The organism is Streptomyces sp. NPDC088762, assembly GCF_044750905.1.
GTDB lineage: Bacteria > Actinomycetota > Actinomycetes > Streptomycetales > Streptomycetaceae > Streptomyces.
The window spans coordinates 65,293-82,649 of sequence record NZ_JBIVKT010000017.1 but is presented as its reverse complement, the minus strand read 5'-3'; the positions used below and the strand labels follow the sequence as shown (position 1 = coordinate 82,649).

Below are 17,357 nucleotides of genomic sequence, written 5' to 3'. Positions count from 1 at the left end.
CCTCCGTCCGGGGGAACGAAACGGAGCCCGCTGAAGTCACTGGCCCGCACTGAGATGTAAAGAGATGAACGTCTTGGATGGTGACAGCACGCGGCCCGGACCCCCGCGTTCTCACTCGAACGAAGGATCCGGGCCGTGTGATCGGACTATTTAGAGCTTGGTCCACGCCTCGGTGAGCACCGAGCGCAGGATGCCTTCGATCTCGTCGAAGGTGCCCTGGTCGGCGATCAGCGGCGGGGCCAGCTGGATGACCGGGTCGCCTCGGTCGTCGGCCCGGCAGTACAGGCCGTTGTCGAAGAGCGCCTTGGAGAGGAAGCCGTAGAGCACGCGCTCCGTCTCCTCGTCCGTGAAGGACTCCTTGGTCACCTTGTCCTTGACGAGCTCGATGCCGTAGAAGTAGCCGTTGCCGCGGACGTCGCCGACGATCGGCAGGTCGTGCAGCTTCTGCAGCGTCGAGAAGAAGGCGCCCTCGTTGTCCAGCACGTGCTGGTTGAGGCCTTCCTTGTCGAAGATGTCGAGGTTGGCCAGCGCCACCGCCGAGGAGACCGGGTGGCCGCCGAAGGTGTAGCCGTGCAGGAAGGTGTTGTCGCCCTTGTAGAACGGCTCGGCGATGCGGTCCGAGACGATGCAGGCACCGATCGGGGAGTAGCCCGAGGTCATGCCCTTGGCGCAGGTGATCATGTCCGGGACGTAGCCGAACTTGTCACAGGCGAACATCGTGCCGAGGCGGCCGAAGGCGCAGATCGTCTCGTCGGAGACGAGCAGGACGTCGTACTCGTCGCAGATCTCGCGGACCCGCTGGAAGTACCCGGGCGGCGGCGGGAAGCAGCCACCGGCGTTCTGCACCGGCTCCAGGAAGACGGCGGCGACGGTGTCGGCGCCCTCGAACAGGATCTCCTGCTCGATCTGGTCGGCGCACCAGCGGCCGAAGGCCTCGGGGTCGTCGCCGTAGATCGGGGCGCGGTAGATGTTGGTGTTCGGCACCTTGTGCGCGCCGGGGACCAGCGGCTCGAAGGGGGCCTTCAGGGCCGGCAGGCCGGTGATGGACAGGGCGCCCTGCGGGGTGCCGTGGTAGGCGACCGCACGCGAGATGACCTTGTACTTGGTGTGCTTGCCCTGCAGCTTGAAGTACTGCTTGGCGAGCTTCCAGGCCGTCTCGACGGCCTCGCCGCCACCGGTGGTGAAGAAGACCTTGTTCAGGTCGCCCGGGGCGTAGTCGGCGAGGCGCTCGGCGAGCTCCACGGCCTTGGGGTGCGCGTACGACCAGATGGGGAAGAAGGCCAGTTCCTGGGCCTGCTTGTAGGCGACCTCGGCCAGTTCCTTGCGGCCGTGACCGGCGTTGACCACGAACAGTCCGGCGAGACCGTCGAGGTAGCGCTTGCCCTTGTCGTCGAAGATGTAGGTGCCCTCACCACGCACGATGGTGGGGACGGCTGCGTTCTCGTATGACGACATGCGGGTGAAGTGCATCCACAGGTGGTCGTACGCGGTTTTGGAGAGGTCCTGGCTCACGGGCTATCGAGTTCCCCACATGTAGGTCTGCTTCTTCAGCTTCAGGTAAACGAAGCTTTCGGTTGATCGCACGCCGGGGAGCGTGCGGATCTTCTTGTTGATCGTCTCGAGCAGGTGGTCGTCGTCCTCGCAGACGATCTCCACCATCAGGTCGAACGATCCAGCGGTCATCACGACGTATTCGCACTCCGCCATGGCGGTGAGCGCGTCGGCGACGGGGTCGAGGTCTCCCTCGACGTTGATGCCGACCATGGCCTGGCGTCGCAGGCCCACGGTGAGCGGGTCGGTGACGGCGACGATCTGCATGACGCCCTGGTCGAGCAGCTTCTGTACGCGCTGGCGTACGGCCGCCTCCGACAGGCCGACGGCCTTGCCGATCGCTGCGTAGGGACGGCGACCGTCCTCCTGCAGTTGCTCGATGATCGCCAGGGACACAGCATCGACCGAAGGGGACGGTTGTCTGTTCCTGGAATCTGCGCTTCGACTGACCACGACCTCACTGTGCACGAGGAGTCGTCTGTTCCGCAAGATGGAATCGATGAAATCCGTTGTTTGGCGACGTGGATCTCACTGATTTCGTAGTTGGTGATGTCCGGCTCTGTCGAAAGCGTCCGCCGAGGGGCTACTCTTGGGGGGCAGTCTCAATCGATGGACATGTGATCAGGAGTGTGGCTGGAGTGACCACGGAACTGCGTCGTCTGCGCAACTACATCGGCGGGGAGTTCAAGGACGCCGCTGACGGGCGGACCACCGAGGTGGTCAACCCGGCCACCGGCGAGGCCTACGCCACTGCCCCGCTCTCGGGCCAGGCCGATGTCGACGCCGCCATGGCCGCTGCCGCGGCCGCGTTCCCGGGCTGGCGCGACACCACGCCCTCGGACCGGCAGAAGGCGCTGCTGAAGATCGCGGACGCCTTCGAGGCGCGCGCGGACGAGCTCGTCGCCGCCGAGTCGGAGAACACCGGCAAGCCGCTGGGCCTGACGGCCAGCGAGGAACTGCCGCCGATGGTGGACCAGATCCGCTTCTTCGCCGGCGCCGCCCGGCTGCTCGAAGGCCGCTCGGCCGGCGAGTACATGGAGGGGATGACCTCGATCATCCGCCGTGAGCCGGTCGGTGTGTGTGCGCAGGTCGCGCCCTGGAACTATCCGATGATGATGGCGGTGTGGAAGTTCGCCCCGGCGATCGCCGCGGGCAACACCGTGGTGCTCAAGCCCTCGGACACCACCCCTGCCTCCACCGTCCTGATGGCCGAGATCATCGACTCGATCCTGCCCAAGGGCGTCTTCAACGTCATCTGCGGCGACCGCGAGACCGGCAAGGCGATGGTCGAGCACTCGACCCCGGCGATGGCCTCCATCACCGGCTCGGTGCGCGCGGGCATGCAGGTCGCCGAGAGCGCCTCGAAGGACGTCAAGCGCGTCCACCTGGAGCTCGGCGGCAAGGCCCCGGTCGTGGTCTTCGAGGACGCCGACATCGCCAAGGCCGTCGAGGACATCGCGGTCGCGGGCTACTTCAACGCCGGCCAGGACTGCACCGCCGCCACCCGCGTGCTCGTGCACGAGTCGATCCACGACGAGTTCGTGTCCGCGCTCGCCAAGGCCGCCGCCGACACGAAGACCGGCCAGCCGGACGACGAGGACGTGCTGTACGGCCCGCTGAACAACCCGAACCAGCTCAAGCAGGTCGCGGGCTTCATCGAGCGCCTCCCCGCGCACGCCAAGGTCGAGGCGGGCGGCCACCAGGTCGGCGAGAAGGGCTACTTCTACGCCCCGACCGTGGTCTCCGGCCTGAAGCAGGACGACGAGATCATCCAGAACGAGGTCTTCGGCCCCGTCATCACCGTCCAGTCCTTCACGGACGAGCAGCAGGCCGTGGAGTACGCGAACGGCGTCGAGTTCGCCCTCGCCTCCTCCGTGTGGACCAAGGACCACGGCCGCGCGATGCGGATGTCCAAGAACCTCGACTTCGGCTGCGTGTGGATCAACACCCACATCCCGCTCGTCGCCGAGATGCCGCACGGCGGCTTCAAGAAGTCCGGCTACGGCAAGGACCTCTCCGCCTACGGCTTCGAGGACTACACGCGCATCAAGCACGTGATGACCTCGCTCGACGGCTGATCGGCCGCATCCGCCGCAGTGATCACAGCACAGCGCTGAAGGGGCGGGCAGTAGACACCATGTCTATTGCCCGCCCTTTCGCGTTCGCCGAGGCTTTGGCCATGCCTCGACTCGACTTCTCCCGCCGCGACGCGCTGCGCGGCCTCGGTGGCGCGGGCCTGCTCACCGCCCTCGCCGGCTGCGGTGTGCCCGCCGCCTATGTCCCGGAGGAACGGCGCGGGGGTACGGACCGTTCCGCGCCGGACCGGAGCGTGGCCTTCTCCAACTGGCCGCTGTACATCGACACCGACGAGGAGGACGAGGAGCGCCGTCCGACCCTGGAGGCCTTCTCGGAGCGGACCGGCATCGAAGTCCGGTACACCGAGGAGATCAACGACAACGACGAGTTCTTCGGCAAGATCAGCCCGGCCCTGATGAGCCACCGGGAGACGGGCCACGACCTGGTCGTCGTCAGCGACTGGATGGCCGCCCGCTTCGTCCACCTGGGCTGGGCGCAGAAGATGGACCGCTCGGCGCAGTCCAACGTGGCCGCCCATCTGGACCCCCAACTGCGTTCCCCCGCCTTCGACGAGGGCCGGCTGTACACCGTCCCGTGGCAGTCGGGGATCACCGGCATCGCCTACAACCGCAAGGCCCTTGGCCGGGAGATCACATCGGTCGCCGACCTGTGGCGACCGGAGCTCGCGGGCAAGGTCACTCTCTTCTCCGGCCTCGACGAGTCCTTCGCCCTGCTGATGCAGGGCAACGGCGTGGACACCACCCGCTGGACCGAATCCGACTTCCACCGGATGTGCGACCAGGTCGAGGACCTGGTGCGCAGGAAGCACATCCGCCGCTTCACCGGCAACGACTACACCTCCGATCTGAGCAAGGGCGATGTCCTGGCCTGCCAGGCCTACTCCGGCGACGCCATCCAGCTCCGGGCCGACAACCCGGACATCGAGTTCGTGGTGCCGGAGGAGGGGGCCGAACTCTGGGCGGAGAGCCTGCTCGTCCCCAACCTCGCCCGCCACAAGGCCAATGCCGAGGCCCTGATCGACCACTACTACGACCCGGAGGTGGCGGCCTCGCTCGCCGCCTCCGTCAACTACGTCTGCCCGGTCCCGGCCGCCCGCGAGGTCCTCGCCGGCTCCGGTGACAGGGAGAGCGCCGAACTCGCGGAGAATCCGCTGATCTTCCCCGACGACGGGATGCGCCGCCGGCTGGTCGTGGCCCGTGACATCTCCCCGGCGGAGCGCCGCTCCCTCGCCAAGCGCTGGAACGCGATCGTCGGGCTCTGATCCCACCCCCGGGACGCTGGTTGAACATGTTCAGGAATTTGGCTGAACGCGTTCAATTCTGGGGGTAGGCTTCCTTCCATGAGCGAGAGAAGCGCCCTTCAGCGGCGGATCCGTGCCTGGCTGACCCTGTTCATCATCTGCCTGGTACTCAGTGGTCTCACGGCCTTCCCCCTGGTCAGTGAACTCCGCTGGGCCAACGCCCTGATGGACAACGAGTGGCTCCGGCGGGTGGGCGACGGGCTGGAGCGGGCCGATGCGGAGTACCCCTTCCTCCTCTACGGCACCGACTGGCTCGCCTTCGCCCACCTCGTCATCGCCGTCTTCTTCTACGGCGTCCACCGCGACCCGGTCCGCAACATCTGGATCGTCGAAGCCGGCGTGATCGCCTGCGCCGGCATCATCCCGCTGGCCCTCGTCTGCGGCCCGATCCGCGGGATCCCCTTCTGGTGGAGCGTGATCGACATGTCGTTCGGCGTCTTCGGGGTGATCCCGCTGCTGGTGCTCCGCCGCACGATCAAGCGGCTCGAGGCGATGCCCGCGTAGGCGGGCGCCTACCGGGCGAAGGCGGCCATCACGATGCCGAGCGCCACCGGGTTCGTGTCCTCGCCCTTCGCGTTCGTGGAGTTGACCGAATAGACCAGGGTGCGGGAGAGATCGCGGGTCGCGCCTATCGCGGTGTTGTAGCCGTGCCGGCCACCCGACTTGCCCCACGCCACCGTGCCGTCCGGCAGGACGATCCTGGACAGCCCCGCCGAAAGCACGGCGTCCTTCCCGCTGACGAAGTCCTTCACCGCGGGCACTGTGAACATCTCCTCCAGCCGGTCCTTCGGTACGACCCGGCCGCTGAACAGGGCCACCGTGAACCGCTCCAGGTCGGCCGTCGTCGAGATGATGTCCCCCGCCGCCCACCGGTCCGAGGAGTTCCACTCCGTCACATCCCGCAGCTCCCCGGAGCCGTCCGCCCGCGCCATCGCCTGGTAGCCCCGGTTGTGCGGACCGTGGATCTTCGTCTGTGTCCGCGCCGGGAACGAGGTCTGGTGCAGACCCAACGGCTTCAGGATCCGGCGGGCGACCGCATCCTCGTACGAGCTGCCCGTCACCGTCTCGATGAGCACACCCAGCACCGTGTAGCCGATGTTCAGGTAGTGCTGGGCCGTGCCCGGTGCGAACTCCGGCTTCTTCGCGAAGGCGTTGGCCAGCTGGTCGTGCGGGTCGGTCACGTCGAAGCGGTGCTCCCACTGCGCCTCGAACGAGTCGCCCGGGCCGTCCGCCGCCGGTATGCCACTCGTGTAGTCGAGCAGGTGCCGGACGGTGACCGTGCCGTAGGCATCGGGGACGGTCCCGGGCAGGTACCACCGGACCGGCCGGTCCAGATCCACCCGGCCCTCGGCCGCCAGCTGGAGCACCACCGCCGAGGTGAAGGTCTTGGTCACCGAGCCGGCCCTGAACCGCCCCTGTTCCACGGCCGCCCGCCCGGTGACGATGTCCGCCACCCCGGAACTGCCCCGCCAGCCGCCGCTCGTACCGCCGACGCGGACCAGCGCCGCGGTCGCGTCCTTGTTCTGCGCCCCGAGGCCGGCGATCGCCCGCTCCAGGGCCGCGGCGTTCGGCGGGGTGGAGACGAGGGGCGCGGCGGCCCCTGCCGGGGCGGGAGCCGGAGCGGCGTGTGCCACGACGGGGCCCGAGGCGATGCCCAGGACCAGGGCGGCGGCGATCAGCGTGCGCGTGCGAGCCTTCATGACGGAATCCCCCTGTGAGTCCACCGGGCCACTGCGGCTCCGATGACTCAATGCTGCAGGTCACAGGGGTAGGTGCGGATCACCCCCCAGAGGGGTCTTCACCGGTACGACAACTCACCGGCGAGAGGGAGGCGACACGCCGAGCCCTCACTCCGCAGAGGGACTGCCCGCCGCGATCAGGCCCGTCTCGTACGCGCAGATCACCGCCTGGATCCGGTCCCGCAGGCCCAGCTTCGCCAGCACGTTCCCCACATGGGACTTCACCGTGTGCTCGCTCACCACCAGCGCCGCCGCGATCTCCGCGTTCGACAGCCCCCGCCCCAGGTGCAGCAGCGTCTCCCGCTCCCGGGCCGTCAGCACCTCCAGCCGGTCCGCCGGGAGCGGAGCCCGCACCGCGCCCGTCACCGCCGTGTACTCCTCGATCAGCCGCCGCGCCACCGAAGGCGCCAGCAGGGATTCGCCCGCCGCCACCACCCGTACCGCGTGCACCAGATCGTCCCGCCGCACGTCCTTCAGCAGGAAGCCGCTCGCCCCCGCGTGCAGCGCCTCGTACAGGTACTCGTCCGAGTCGAAGGTCGTCAGCATCACCGTGCGGCACGCGCTCCCGGCGCAGATCGCGCGGCACGCCTCGATCCCGTCCAGCCCCGGCATCCGGATGTCCAGCAGCGCCACGTCCGGTGCGAGCCGGGCCACCGCATCCACCGCCGCCGCGCCGTCCCCCACCTCCGCCACGACCTCGATGTCGTCCTGGACGCCGAGGATCATCGCGAACCCGCTGCGGACCAACTCCTGGTCGTCGGCCACCACGACACGGATCGTCACTTCCCCACCTCCACCGGGGAGATTACAAGGGCCACCCGCACCGCGTACCCGGCCCCGCCCGGCCCCGGACCGGACTCGGCCGTCCCGCCGTGCGCCGCCGCCCGCTCGCGGATGCCGATGAGCCCGTGCCCGCCCGAGGCGGCGCCCGGCCCCCGGCCGTCGTCCGTCACCGTCACCGTCAGCGCCTGCGGCCCGTACGCGAGCCTCACCTCCACCGCCGAAGCCCCGGCGTGCTTCACCACGTTGGTCAGCGCCTCCTGCACCACCCGGTGCACCGTCGCCTCCAGCGCGGCGGGCAGCTCGCGCACCGCGCCCGTCCGCTCGTACGACACCCGCAGACCACTGGCCCGTACCCGGTCCACCAGCTCCCGCAGGCCGGCGATCCCCGGCTGAGGGCTCCTGGGGGAGCCGCCGTCGGTTCGCAGCACACCCAGCATCGCCCGCAGCTGTGCCATCGCGTCGCGCCCCGTGTCCGCGATCGCCTCGAAGGCCGCCTCGGCCCGCTCCGGAGCCCTGCGGACGGCCACCGGTCCGGCCTCCGCCTGCACGATCATGATGCTGACCGCGTGCGAGAGGATGTCGTGCATCTCCCGCGCGATCCTGGCCCGTTCGCGGGCGGCAGCCTGCTCCGCCTCGATCCGGTTGGCCCGCTCCAGCTCGGCGGCGCGGGCTTCGACGGCCTCCGTATAGGCCTGCCGCGTGTGCTGGAGCCGTCCCAGGGCGTAGGCCGCCGCCGAGACGAAGAGGGTGAACAGCAGCTCCCGTGCCGTCCCCGTCTCCCAGCCCACCGACAGGCAGACCACCCCCACGGTGGCCAGCGCCACGGCCGCCCGGACCCGTGGCGCGCACTGCAGGGCGACCGTGTAGAAGGCGATGAGGCCCGCGTACGGCAGCGGCTGGCCCGGCCCGTCGAACACGACTTCGTAGATCCCCCCGATGACCAGGATCGCCGCGAGTACGGCCACCGGTGCCCGGCGCCGCCAGATCAGGGGCAGCACGGCGAGGCTGGTCATCGCGTACGAGGGCCAGGTGGCGGGCGGGGCTTCGGGCGACCGGGGCACGACGAACGGCATCGTGACGGCCAGTTCCACCAGCAGGGTCAGGCCGAGGTCCTGCCACCGCGGGTCGGCGCCGCGGATCCCCTCCCGGAAGGCGCGTATCACCGGCCGAGCTCGGCCCGTACCGCCGCCAGGGCGTCCATCCGGTTCGTGGTGATCGAGTCGACCCCGGCCCTGAGGAGCCCGCGCATGCTCCGCTTCGTGTCCGCCGTCCACGCCGACACCAGCAGCCCGTCCCGGTGCAGGGCGTCCGTCAGCTCGCGGCTCACCAGCCCGAAGCGGTAGTTGAGCCAGCGCGGCGCCACCGCGTCGATCAGCACCCGGCGCGGCGGCGACAGCGTGGTCCAGGTCAGGGCGATCTCCGCACCCGGATCGGCGGCGCGCACCGACAGCATGGTGTTGGGGCCGGCGCAGTAGTACGTGCGCTCGCGCGCTCCGCACTCGCGGACCTGGTCCACGACCGTCCTCACCGACTCGGTGCTCGCACCCGGCAGGTCGATCATCACCCGGCCCGCCCCGGCCGCCATCAGGGCGTCGCGCAGCGTCGGGATCCCACCCTCCGTCAACTCCGCGAGCTGCGGGGCCGTGACGGCGTCGAGCCGCACGTCATGCCCCCACAGCCGCTCGAGCGTCTCGTCGTGGAGGAGGACCGGCACCCCGTCACGGGTCAGCCGTACGTCGATCTCCACCGCGTCCGCCCCGCGCGCGAAGGCGGAGCGGATCGAGGGGAGGGTGTTCTCGCGGACACGGTAGGGATCGCCGCGGTGGCCGACGGCAGTCAGGGTGCGCATGACCCCATTCTCAGGGGTGGGCGGATCAAGGGAACGTCAGCGCGCGAGCCACTGCGCGGTGTACGCGTCGATCTCCGCGCCGAGCTTCGCCTTGCCGGCCGGGTCGAGGAAGGAGGCCTCGACCGCGTTCTTCGCGAGCTGCGCCAGCCCCCGCTCGTCGAGGTCCAGCAGGCGGGCGGCCACCGCGTACTCGTTGTTGAGGTCGGAGCCGAACATCGGCGGGTCGTCGCTGTTGATGGTGACGAGCACGCCCGCGGCCACCATCTCCTTGACGGGGTGCCGGTCCAGGTCCGTCACGGCGCGGGTCGCGATGTTGGACGTCGGGCACACCTCCAGCGCGATCCGGTGCTCCGCCAGGTAGGCGAGGAGCTCCGGGTCCTGGGTGGCGCTGGTGCCGTGGCCGATGCGCTCGGCGCCGAGTTCGCGGATGGAGTCCCAGATCGTCTCCGGGCCGGTGGTCTCGCCGGCGTGCGGCACGCTGTGCAGGCCGGCGGCCCGGGCGCGGTCGAAATACGGCTTGAACTGCGGGCGCGGCACCCCGATCTCGGGGCCGCCGAGGCCGAAGGAGACCAGGCCCTCGGGGCGCAGGTCGACGGCGAGGCGGGCGGTCTCGGCCGCGGCCTCCAGGCCGGCCTCGCCGGGGATGTCGAAGCACCAGCGCAGGATGACGCCGAGTTCGGACTCGGCGTCCTTGCGGGCGTCCTCGATGGCCTCCATGAAGGCCTTCTCGTCGATGCCGCGGCGGGTGGAGGAGTACGGGGTGATGGTCAGCTCGGCGTAGCGGATGTTCTGCCGGGCCATGTCGCGGGCGACCTCGAAGGTCAGCGTGCGCACGTCGTCGGGGGTGCGGACCAGGTCGACGACCGACAGGTAGACCTCGATGAAGTGCGCGAAGTCGGTGAAGGTGAAGTAGTCGGCGAGCGCCTCGGGATCGGTGGGCACCTTCGAGTCGGGGTGCCGGGAGGCGAGTTCGGCCACGATGCGCGGTGACGCCGAGCCGACGTGGTGGACGTGGAGTTCCGCCTTGGGCAGCCCCGCGATGAAGGGGTGCAGGTCGGTCATGAGGGTGCCTCCGGGAGACGCGCGTGCGGGCAGGTCGGGCTTCATCGTAGGCAGGCCGGGGGCTGTCGGTGGCAGCGCTTAGCATGGCTGTACGAGAGGGGGGTGCCGTATGAGCGAGAACAGTCCCGAGCAGCGAGACCCGTGGGCGCCGCCGGAGCGGCCGGTGGTCGATCTGGGCAAGCAGCAGGGCACCCCGGGGGCGCCGGGGGTGTCCGGTCCGCCGTCCGTGCACGACCAGCCGACGCTCGCGGGCATACCGGGCGACGCCACACCGGCCCCGTTCGCCTCACCCGTGTCCCCGGCGCCGGACGTGCCGCCGGTCACCGGACCCGCCCCTGCCGCCTACGGGTACCCCGGCCAGCCGGCGCCCCAGGCCGTGCCGGGATACGGGTACCCGGGTGACGCGGGCTATCCAGGGCACCCCGCGCAGACGGGTTATCCGGGTCAGCCCGGCTATCCGGGATACCCGGGGTACGCCGCATACCCGCCGTACGGGGCCCTGCCGAGCAACGGCTTCGCCATCACCGCCCTCGTCCTCGGCATCATCGGCGTGATCACCTGCTACCTGGGCCTCCTGTTCGGCGTCCCGGCGGTCATCTTCGGTGTCCTCGGCCGCGGCAAGGCCCGGCGCGGCGAGGCCGACAACGGCCCGATGGCGCTGGCCGGCATCATCCTGGGCGTCGTCGGCATCGTGATCAGCGTCCTGATGCTCGCGCTCGTGATCGGCGGAGTCCTGCTCGGCGACTCGGAGGGCGATTCGGACTACGACAGCCCGTATTCGAACTCCCGGGTCCACGAGAAGGTCTGAGCCGGGCTCAGACCGCCCACGGCCAGTCGGCGTCCTGGCCGCCCTCGATCAGGGACACCATGCGGAAGGCCGCGTCGGTGAGCCCGCCGAAGGCGTGCCGGTTCGCGGAACCGGACGGAGCGTGGCCCACCCGGTAGCCGGCCAGGTTCCAGGTGTACACCGGGACCGTGTCCGGGATCTCCGCCGTCGGGTCCCCGCCGTGGCCGTACGACACGGCCGCCTGCTCGTCGGTGACGATCAGCACCCGGTCATGGCCCCGGTAGTGCTCCCGCACGGCCTTGGCCGTGTAAGTGCCGCCGAGGTCCCCGAAGCGCTCCAGCACCTTCAGCACGGACTCGCCCCGGGCGTACGGGACGGCATGGCTGGTCGAGCCGAACTGCACCAGGTCGCCGTGCTCGGCGCGCAGGGCCAGCGCCGCCCCGAAGACGGCGGCCGCGTCGGCCCGGTTGAGCTGCGAGCGCTCCGACAGCGGGGACCACATCGACCCGGAACGGTCGACGAGGATCAGCGTCCGGCCCGGCAGCGCCGGTACGTTGGCCAGCGAGTGTCCGAGCGCCACCTCCAGGGGGTACGCCCAGCGCAGCGAGGGCGCGTGCCGGTAGGCGGCCAGGTAGCGGAAGGGGAACTGCCGCGACCGGGCCACGACCTCCGGGTCGGAGATCTTCGCCGCGACCCGCGCGGCCACCTCGTCGGAGACCCCGGCGTGGTCGAAGTTGCGCAGGTTGCGCAGCAGTGCCATCGCGCCCATGGACGGGATGACCGCCTCCCAGGCGGCCGCGTCCATCGGCCCCTGCAGCCACCCGGCCAGCGCCTCCCAGGTCATGCCCGCCTCCGCGAGGCGCTCCGCGCCGTCCGGCGCGGTGACGGTCCGGCGCCGCTCGGAGACCGGCAGCTCCATCAGCGCCCGGTGGGCGGCCAGGGTCCGATTGCCGTCCGGGACCTGTGCGGTCTCCGGGCTGTGCCGGCGGTCCAGCGCGTAGCGGAACAGCTCCCCCTGCCAGGGCTTGGCCGGGTCGGGGGAGGCGTGCACGAGGTTGAGGACATCGCCGAAGCGGTATGCCTTGGAGTCGGTGTCGTACTTCAGCAGCGAGGTGCCGGAGTAGAGGCGGCGTACGGCGTCGGCGATGCCGCGCTTGACCGGCTTGGGGACGTTCCGCCCGTAGGTGGCCGTCCAATAGGCCAGCAGCTCACCGGGCTCGTCCGCCCGGCGCAGTACGGAGTCCACGACCTGGCGGTTCGACGGCCCGTCGGTGGCTCCCGCGTCGAGCCGCGCCTTGACGTACTCGGCCGCGCCGACGAGCGAAGCGGTCCGCATGTTCGCGTCACCGCGCAGCCACCCCAGCAGGCCGGCGGTCCACGCGGGATCCTCCACCGCGAGCCGGCGCACGAGGGCGCGGAAGCGGTCGTCGCGGGCTTCACCGCTCTCGTAGAAGGTCTGCTGCGTCACGAAGTTGGCGACGGCGAGCAGGAACAGCTCGGAGCGCGCATCGCGTTCGTGACCCGGGCCGCCCGCGTGGCTACGGGAGCGGCGGGTCGAGCGTACGGGCGAGGTGGGCGCGGCGGGCTTGGACGTGAGCGCGCGCAGGTTGAAACGAGCCATGGTGAATCCCCCCGAATTCAAAGGAAGCGGGGGAGGCGTGACGTGAGGGATGCCCGAGATCAGGAGTCGGCGGCGGACTGTAGCCCGGCGAGCTGCCTGACTGCTCCACCGGCCGGCGCCCTTGCGGGCGAGTGCCGGGTGGGATTCGAACCCACGACCTCCGGGTCCGGGAAGTAACCGCTGCCTGCGCACCGGGCATCCCCCACGCACGGCCTCCCGAGATCAAGGTGGCGGCGGCCTGGTGTCTTTGCAAAAGAAGGAGCCGCAGCCCGCGCACCGGGAGGTGCGTGACGTGGGTGTCCAGAGATCGATGCGGCGAAACCACGTGGTGCTCTGCCGACTGAGCTACACCGGCCCGGAGCCGGTGACGGGACTCGAACCCGCGACCTCCCCATTAACAGTGGAAGTAGGTCTCGCCTTCGCACCTGGACGAGCATCACGTTAGGCGGGCCGGGCGGGGGACCGCCACGCATTTACCGCAGACCGCAGACCGCAGACCGCAGACCGCAGACCGCAGACCTCAGACCTGGACCGCCGACAGCAGCGTCGGCACCATGACCTGCCCGTCACCGTCCCCGCGCGACAGCGGAACCCAGATGAGCCCGACCATCCGGGGGCAGTCGCACTCCAGGTCCGGATCGACGCCGAGGACCGGCTCGCCGGGCTCGACGTCCACGCGGAAGCAGGAGGTCCGGCCCGACGGGTACGGCGCGTCGTACGCGTACCGCACGCCCACGGCACGCAGCCCCACCTCCTCGGCCACCTCCCGCCGGACCGCCTCCTCGGCCTCCTCACCGGCTTCGAGCCCACCACCGGGCAGGGTCCAGTACTCCGGCCCGTCGTGCCGGCCGGTGGGCCCCCGCCCGCGCTCGCGCACCATGAGCACGCAGCCGTCCCGGATGATCACCGCGGCGACCCGGCGCCGCTCCGTCACGCGGTGCCCCCGCGCAGCCGCTCCCGGGCTTCCATCAGGGCGAAGCCCAGCAGGTTCAGGCCGCGCCAGCTCGCCGGGTCCAGGGCGCGCTCGTCGTCGGGGGCCAGGCCGATGCCCCAGATGCGGTCCACCGGGCTCGCCTCGACCAGTACCCGGTCGCCCGTGGTCAGCAGGTACGAGCGCAGCGCCGGGTCGGAGGCGAATTTGTGCACGCTGCCCTCCACCACGATCCCGTACCGCTCGCGCTGCCATATCGCGTCGTCGAAGCCGCGCACCAGCCGCCCGGCCTTCTTGGCTTCGGCCGGCGTACGGGCCGAGAGGGCCGCGCGCTCCGCCTCCGCGTCCCCGAACAGCCGTGCCTTGCCGGCCATCATCCAGTGCTCGGCCGTGGAGTAGCGGACGTCACCCACAGTGAAAGGGGAGGGCCACCACTGGCTGAGGCAGCTCGGTCCGAGCGTCCCGTCGGGCCTCGGCCGGTGTCCCCAGAACGGCAGGAACTTCACCCGCTCACCGCGGCTGACCTGCTTGATCAGGTTGTCGATCATCTCCATGCACGCGAGTCTGACAGTCGCCACGGACAGTTCGTACGGGATTTCGGGCGTGCTTCGACACATGGTCGACCGAATCCGTCGCGTAATCAAAAGGCAACAACGGAATCCCTTGGCCGGGGGCATGGCCTCTGTCAGGATCGGCACTCAATTCGAGCTGTAGCTCGAACTGTAGCTACGGAGAGCGTGAGAGCGTGATGGGCAACCGCTTCCAGGTCAAAGACCGCTTCGCAGACGGCGCGCAGTACATCGACGGGCAGCTGAGGCCGGGCACCTCCGGACGGTCACACACGGTGGTCGACCCGGCCACCGGCGAGGAGGTCCTCACCTACGAACTGGCGGGCACCGCGGACGTCGACGAAGCGGTCGCCGCCGCCAAGAGGGCCTTCGCGGGCTGGTCCGCCGCCACCCCCGGCGAGCGGTCGGACGCCCTGCACCGGCTGGCCGCCGTACTGACCGAGCAGGCCGAGGACTTCGCGTACGCCGAGTCCCTCCAGTGCGGCAAGCCGATCAAGCTGTCGACGGAGTTCGACGTACCGGGGACGATCGACAACACCGCCTTCTTCGCGGGCGCCGCGCGCCACCTCCAGGGGCAGGCCGCCGCCGAGTACTCCGGCGACCACACGTCCTATGTGCGCCGTGAGCCCCTCGGGGTCGTCGGCTCCATCGCGCCCTGGAACTACCCCCTCCAGATGGCCGCGTGGAAGATCCTCCCGGCCATCGCCGCGGGCAACACCATCGTGCTGAAGCCGGCCGAACTCACCCCGCTGACCTCGCTGATGTTCGCCCAGGCGGCCAAGGAGGCGGGCATCCCCGACGGCGTGATCAACATCGTCACCGGGGCCGGCCGCGACGCCGGCGAGCACCTCGTCGGCCACCCCGACGTGGTCATGACCTCCTTCACCGGCTCCACCGCCGTCGGCAAGCGCGTCGCCGAGATCGCCACCGCCACCGTCAAGCGGCTCCACCTGGAACTCGGCGGCAAGGCCCCCTTCCTCGTCTTCGACGACGCCGACCTGGAGGCCGCCGCGCACGGCGCCGTCGCCGCCTCCCTCATCAACACCGGCCAGGACTGCACCGCCGCCACCCGCGCCTACGTCCAGCGCCCCCTCCACGACGCCTTCGTCGCGCGGGTGGCCGCGCTGATGGAGACCGTCCGCCTCGGCGACCCCTTCGCTCCCGCCACCGACCTCGGCCCGCTCGTCTCGCACGCCCAGCGCGACCGCGTCGCCGGTTTCGTCGAGCGGGCCCGTGCCTACGCCACCGTCGTCACCGGTGGGGAGGTCCCCGGCGGGGAGCTGGCCGAAGGCGCGTACTACCGGCCCACCCTCATCTCCGGCGCCGCCCAGGACAGCGAGGTCGTCCAGTCCGAGATCTTCGGACCGGTGCTCGTCGTGCTGCCCTTCGACACCGACGACGAGGGCATCGCCCTCGCCAACGACACCCCCTACGGACTCGCCGCCTCCGCCTGGAGCCGCGACGTCTACCGCGCGGGCCGCGCGACCCGCGAGATCAAGGCGGGCTGCGTCTGGGTCAACGACCACATTCCGATCATCAGCGAGATGCCCCACGGCGGCTACAAGGCCAGCGGCTTCGGCAAGGACATGTCCGCCTACTCCTTCGAGGAGTACACGCAGGTCAAGCACGTGATGTACGACAACACCGCGGTGGCGGCCAAGGACTGGCACCGCACGATCTTCGGGGACCGACCGTAACCATTTGCGGCTACCGCCGCGTGGGACGACCCGCCTGACCAGCGGCACACCTTCCGAAAGGGCAACGCGCATGGAGCAGTTCGAGCCCGACCGCCTCTCGGCGGTGCAACTCGCCGCGATGCGGCGCAGCCTCACCAGCGGCCGCGGGGCCCTCACCCGCCGCTCGCTGCTGCGCGCCTCCGGCGTCGGGGCGCTCACCCTCGGCGGCCTGTCCACCCTCGCCGGGTGCGGCATCCCGCCCGCCAAACGCGCGGGCGACACGGCAGTGGCCTCCGACGACCACTCGGACCGCGAGAAGGAGATCAACTTCTCCAACTGGACCGAGTACATGGACACCAGCGACGACGAGAAGACCCGTCCCACGCTGGAGGAGTTCACCAAGCGGACCGGGATCAAGGTCAAGTACACCGAGGACATCAACGACAACGTCGAGTTCTTCGGGAAGATCCGTCCGCAGCTCGCCGCCGGCCAGGACACCGGTCGCGACCTGATCGTCGTCACCGACTGGCTCGCCGCCCGCATCATCCGCCTCGGCTGGGCGCAGAAGCTGGACCCCTCACACCTGCCGCACGCCTACGCCAACCTGATCCCGCAGTTCCGCACCCCCGACTGGGACCCCGGCCGCGCGTACAGCTACCCCTGGACCGGCATCGACACCGTCATCGCGTACAACACCAAGGCCACCGACGGGAAGAAGGTCGACTCCGTCACCCAGCTGCTCGACGACCCCACCCTCAAGGGCCGGGTCGGCTTCCTCACCGAGATGCGCGACAGCGTCGGAATGACCCTGCTCGACCAGGGCAAGGATCCCGCCAACTTCACCACCGCGGACTTCGACGCGGCGATCGGCCGGCTCCAGAAGGGCGTGGACACCAAGCAGATCCGCCGCTTCACCGGCAACGACTACACCGCCGACCTCGACAAGGGGGACCTGGCCGCCTGCCTCGCCTGGGCCGGCGACGTCATCCAGCTCCAGGCCGGCAACCCGGACATCCAGTACGCGATCCCGGCGCCCGGATACATCACCTCCAGCGACAACCTGCTGGTGCCCGCCCACGCCCGGCACAAGGCCAACGCCGAGAAGCTCATCGACTACTACTACGAGCCCCCGGTCGCCGCCCAGCTGGCCGCCTTCATCAGCTACGTCTGCCCGGTCGAGGGCGTCAAGGACGAACTGGCCAAGATCGATCCCGCGCTCGCGGACAACCCCCTGATCGTCCCGGACAAGGCGATGGCCGCCAAGGCACACGCCTTCCGCTCGCTCACCGGCGAGGAAGAGACGGCGTACGAAGAGAAGTTCGCCAAGCTGATCGGCGCGTAGCCGCACCCTCCCGCCGCCGCGAGCCCCGCCCCTTGACCGCTTCGCCCCAC

The 17,357-nt window shown here is 70.3% G+C and carries 16 protein-coding genes; 6 read left to right on the top strand and 10 right to left on the bottom strand.

Annotated elements, in window-relative coordinates; all coding sequences use genetic code 11:
- Window positions 1–150 precede the first annotated feature (150 nt).
- Together ACIP5M_RS29655 and ACIP5M_RS29650 are read right to left on the bottom strand one after the other, a co-directional pair.
- Complete coding sequence (locus tag ACIP5M_RS29655; protein ID WP_401202402.1) at window positions 151–1,512, bottom strand: aspartate aminotransferase family protein; 1,362 nt, start codon at window positions 1,510–1,512, stop codon at window positions 151–153.
- Window positions 1,513–1,515: 3 nt separating this feature from the next.
- On the bottom strand, window positions 1,516–2,019 hold the full coding sequence (locus tag ACIP5M_RS29650; protein WP_031144106.1) for an Lrp/AsnC family transcriptional regulator: 504 nt from the start codon (window positions 2,017–2,019) through the stop codon (window positions 1,516–1,518).
- A 170-nt stretch (window positions 2,020–2,189) separates the two neighbouring features.
- On the opposite strand from ACIP5M_RS29650, the gene ACIP5M_RS29645 reads away from it, so the two are divergent.
- From ACIP5M_RS29645 to ACIP5M_RS29635, 3 genes are all read left to right on the top strand, one after another.
- Window positions 2,190–3,629, top strand: a complete 1,440-nt coding sequence (locus tag ACIP5M_RS29645) for a gamma-aminobutyraldehyde dehydrogenase (protein WP_401202400.1) — start codon at window positions 2,190–2,192, stop codon at window positions 3,627–3,629.
- 101 nt (window positions 3,630–3,730) lie between these two features.
- Entirely contained in the window at window positions 3,731–4,909 is a 1,179-nt protein-coding gene (locus ACIP5M_RS29640) for a spermidine/putrescine ABC transporter substrate-binding protein (RefSeq protein WP_401202398.1), read from the top strand.
- Between the two features lie 78 nt (window positions 4,910–4,987).
- Entirely contained in the window at window positions 4,988–5,452 is a 465-nt protein-coding gene (locus ACIP5M_RS29635; RefSeq protein ID WP_401202396.1) for a hypothetical protein, read from the top strand.
- Window positions 5,453–5,460: 8 nt separating this feature from the next.
- Here ACIP5M_RS29635 and ACIP5M_RS29630 read toward each other — a convergent pair whose 3' ends face one another.
- The 5 genes from ACIP5M_RS29630 to ACIP5M_RS29610 form a co-directional block, all read right to left on the bottom strand.
- Complete coding sequence (locus ACIP5M_RS29630) at window positions 5,461–6,648, bottom strand: serine hydrolase domain-containing protein (protein WP_401202394.1); 1,188 nt, start codon at window positions 6,646–6,648, stop codon at window positions 5,461–5,463.
- Between the two features lie 147 nt (window positions 6,649–6,795).
- Window positions 6,796–7,470 carry a response regulator gene (locus tag ACIP5M_RS29625; protein ID WP_401202392.1) on the bottom strand — a complete coding sequence of 225 codons (675 nt, stop codon included), beginning with the start codon at window positions 7,468–7,470 and terminating at the stop codon, window positions 6,796–6,798.
- The gene (locus ACIP5M_RS29620; protein WP_401202517.1) at window positions 7,467–8,543 is read right to left on the bottom strand and encodes a sensor histidine kinase; all 1,077 of its coding nucleotides are present in this window, start codon (window positions 8,541–8,543) and stop codon (window positions 7,467–7,469) included. The genes ACIP5M_RS29625 and ACIP5M_RS29620 overlap by 4 nt, the downstream gene beginning before the upstream one ends.
- 86 nt (window positions 8,544–8,629) lie before the next feature.
- Window positions 8,630–9,319 (bottom strand): glycerophosphodiester phosphodiesterase, encoded by a 690-nt coding sequence (locus tag ACIP5M_RS29615; protein ID WP_401202390.1) that lies wholly within the window; start codon window positions 9,317–9,319, stop codon window positions 8,630–8,632.
- 36 nt (window positions 9,320–9,355) lie between these two features.
- Window positions 9,356–10,381, bottom strand: coding sequence for an adenosine deaminase (locus tag ACIP5M_RS29610; RefSeq protein WP_401202388.1), 1,026 nt, complete (start codon window positions 10,379–10,381; stop codon window positions 9,356–9,358).
- Between the two features lie 109 nt (window positions 10,382–10,490).
- Here ACIP5M_RS29610 and ACIP5M_RS29605 point away from each other — a divergent pair, with 109 nt between their 5' ends.
- Window positions 10,491–11,189: a DUF4190 domain-containing protein gene (locus ACIP5M_RS29605; protein ID WP_401202386.1), complete on the top strand. Its 699-nt coding sequence runs from the start codon at window positions 10,491–10,493 to the stop codon at window positions 11,187–11,189.
- 7 nt (window positions 11,190–11,196) lie between these two features.
- Here ACIP5M_RS29605 and ACIP5M_RS29600 read toward each other — a convergent pair whose 3' ends face one another.
- The 3 genes from ACIP5M_RS29600 to ACIP5M_RS29590 form a co-directional block, all read right to left on the bottom strand.
- A complete protein-coding gene (locus ACIP5M_RS29600; RefSeq protein WP_401202384.1) occupies window positions 11,197–12,789 on the bottom strand; it encodes a TROVE domain-containing protein in 1,593 nt (530 codons plus the stop codon).
- Window positions 12,790–13,309: 520 nt separating this feature from the next.
- The gene (locus tag ACIP5M_RS29595) at window positions 13,310–13,723 is read right to left on the bottom strand and encodes an NUDIX domain-containing protein (RefSeq protein ID WP_401202382.1); all 414 of its coding nucleotides are present in this window, start codon (window positions 13,721–13,723) and stop codon (window positions 13,310–13,312) included.
- On the bottom strand, window positions 13,720–14,274 hold the full coding sequence (locus tag ACIP5M_RS29590; RefSeq protein ID WP_401202380.1) for an NADAR family protein: 555 nt from the start codon (window positions 14,272–14,274) through the stop codon (window positions 13,720–13,722). Before ACIP5M_RS29590 ends, ACIP5M_RS29595 begins: the two co-directional genes overlap by 4 nt.
- A 194-nt stretch (window positions 14,275–14,468) precedes the next feature.
- Between ACIP5M_RS29590 and ACIP5M_RS29585 the strand changes: the two genes are divergently transcribed.
- Window positions 14,469–15,986: a gamma-aminobutyraldehyde dehydrogenase gene (locus tag ACIP5M_RS29585; protein ID WP_401202516.1), complete on the top strand. Its 1,518-nt coding sequence runs from the start codon at window positions 14,469–14,471 to the stop codon at window positions 15,984–15,986.
- A gap of 70 nt (window positions 15,987–16,056) precedes the next feature.
- The gene (locus tag ACIP5M_RS29580) at window positions 16,057–17,307 is read left to right on the top strand and encodes a spermidine/putrescine ABC transporter substrate-binding protein (protein WP_401202378.1); all 1,251 of its coding nucleotides are present in this window, start codon (window positions 16,057–16,059) and stop codon (window positions 17,305–17,307) included.
- Window positions 17,308–17,357: the final 50 nt, after the last annotated feature.

Bases quoted from the DNA above. Each gene is read 5' to 3' on its own strand.
- ACIP5M_RS29630 (WP_401202394.1), bottom strand. From the start codon at position 6,648: ATGAAGGCTCGCACGCGCACGCTGATCGCCGCCGCCCTGGTCCTGGGC.
- ACIP5M_RS29600 (WP_401202384.1), bottom strand. From the start codon at position 12,789: ATGGCTCGTTTCAACCTGCGCGCGCTCACGTCCAAGCCCGCCGCGCCC.
- ACIP5M_RS29610 (WP_401202388.1), bottom strand. From the start codon at position 10,381: ATGACCGACCTGCACCCCTTCATCGCGGGGCTGCCCAAGGCGGAACTC.
- ACIP5M_RS29615 (WP_401202390.1), bottom strand. From the start codon at position 9,319: ATGCGCACCCTGACTGCCGTCGGCCACCGCGGCGATCCCTACCGTGTC.
- ACIP5M_RS29620 (WP_401202517.1), bottom strand. From the start codon at position 8,543: ATGCCGTTCGTCGTGCCCCGGTCGCCCGAAGCCCCGCCCGCCACCTGG.
- ACIP5M_RS29590 (WP_401202380.1), bottom strand. From the start codon at position 14,274: ATGGAGATGATCGACAACCTGATCAAGCAGGTCAGCCGCGGTGAGCGG.
- ACIP5M_RS29640 (WP_401202398.1), top strand. From the start codon at position 3,731: ATGCCTCGACTCGACTTCTCCCGCCGCGACGCGCTGCGCGGCCTCGGT.
- ACIP5M_RS29605 (WP_401202386.1), top strand. From the start codon at position 10,491: ATGAGCGAGAACAGTCCCGAGCAGCGAGACCCGTGGGCGCCGCCGGAG.
- ACIP5M_RS29585 (WP_401202516.1), top strand. From the start codon at position 14,469: ATGGGCAACCGCTTCCAGGTCAAAGACCGCTTCGCAGACGGCGCGCAG.
- ACIP5M_RS29580 (WP_401202378.1), top strand. From the start codon at position 16,057: ATGGAGCAGTTCGAGCCCGACCGCCTCTCGGCGGTGCAACTCGCCGCG.
- ACIP5M_RS29635 (WP_401202396.1), top strand. From the start codon at position 4,988: ATGAGCGAGAGAAGCGCCCTTCAGCGGCGGATCCGTGCCTGGCTGACC.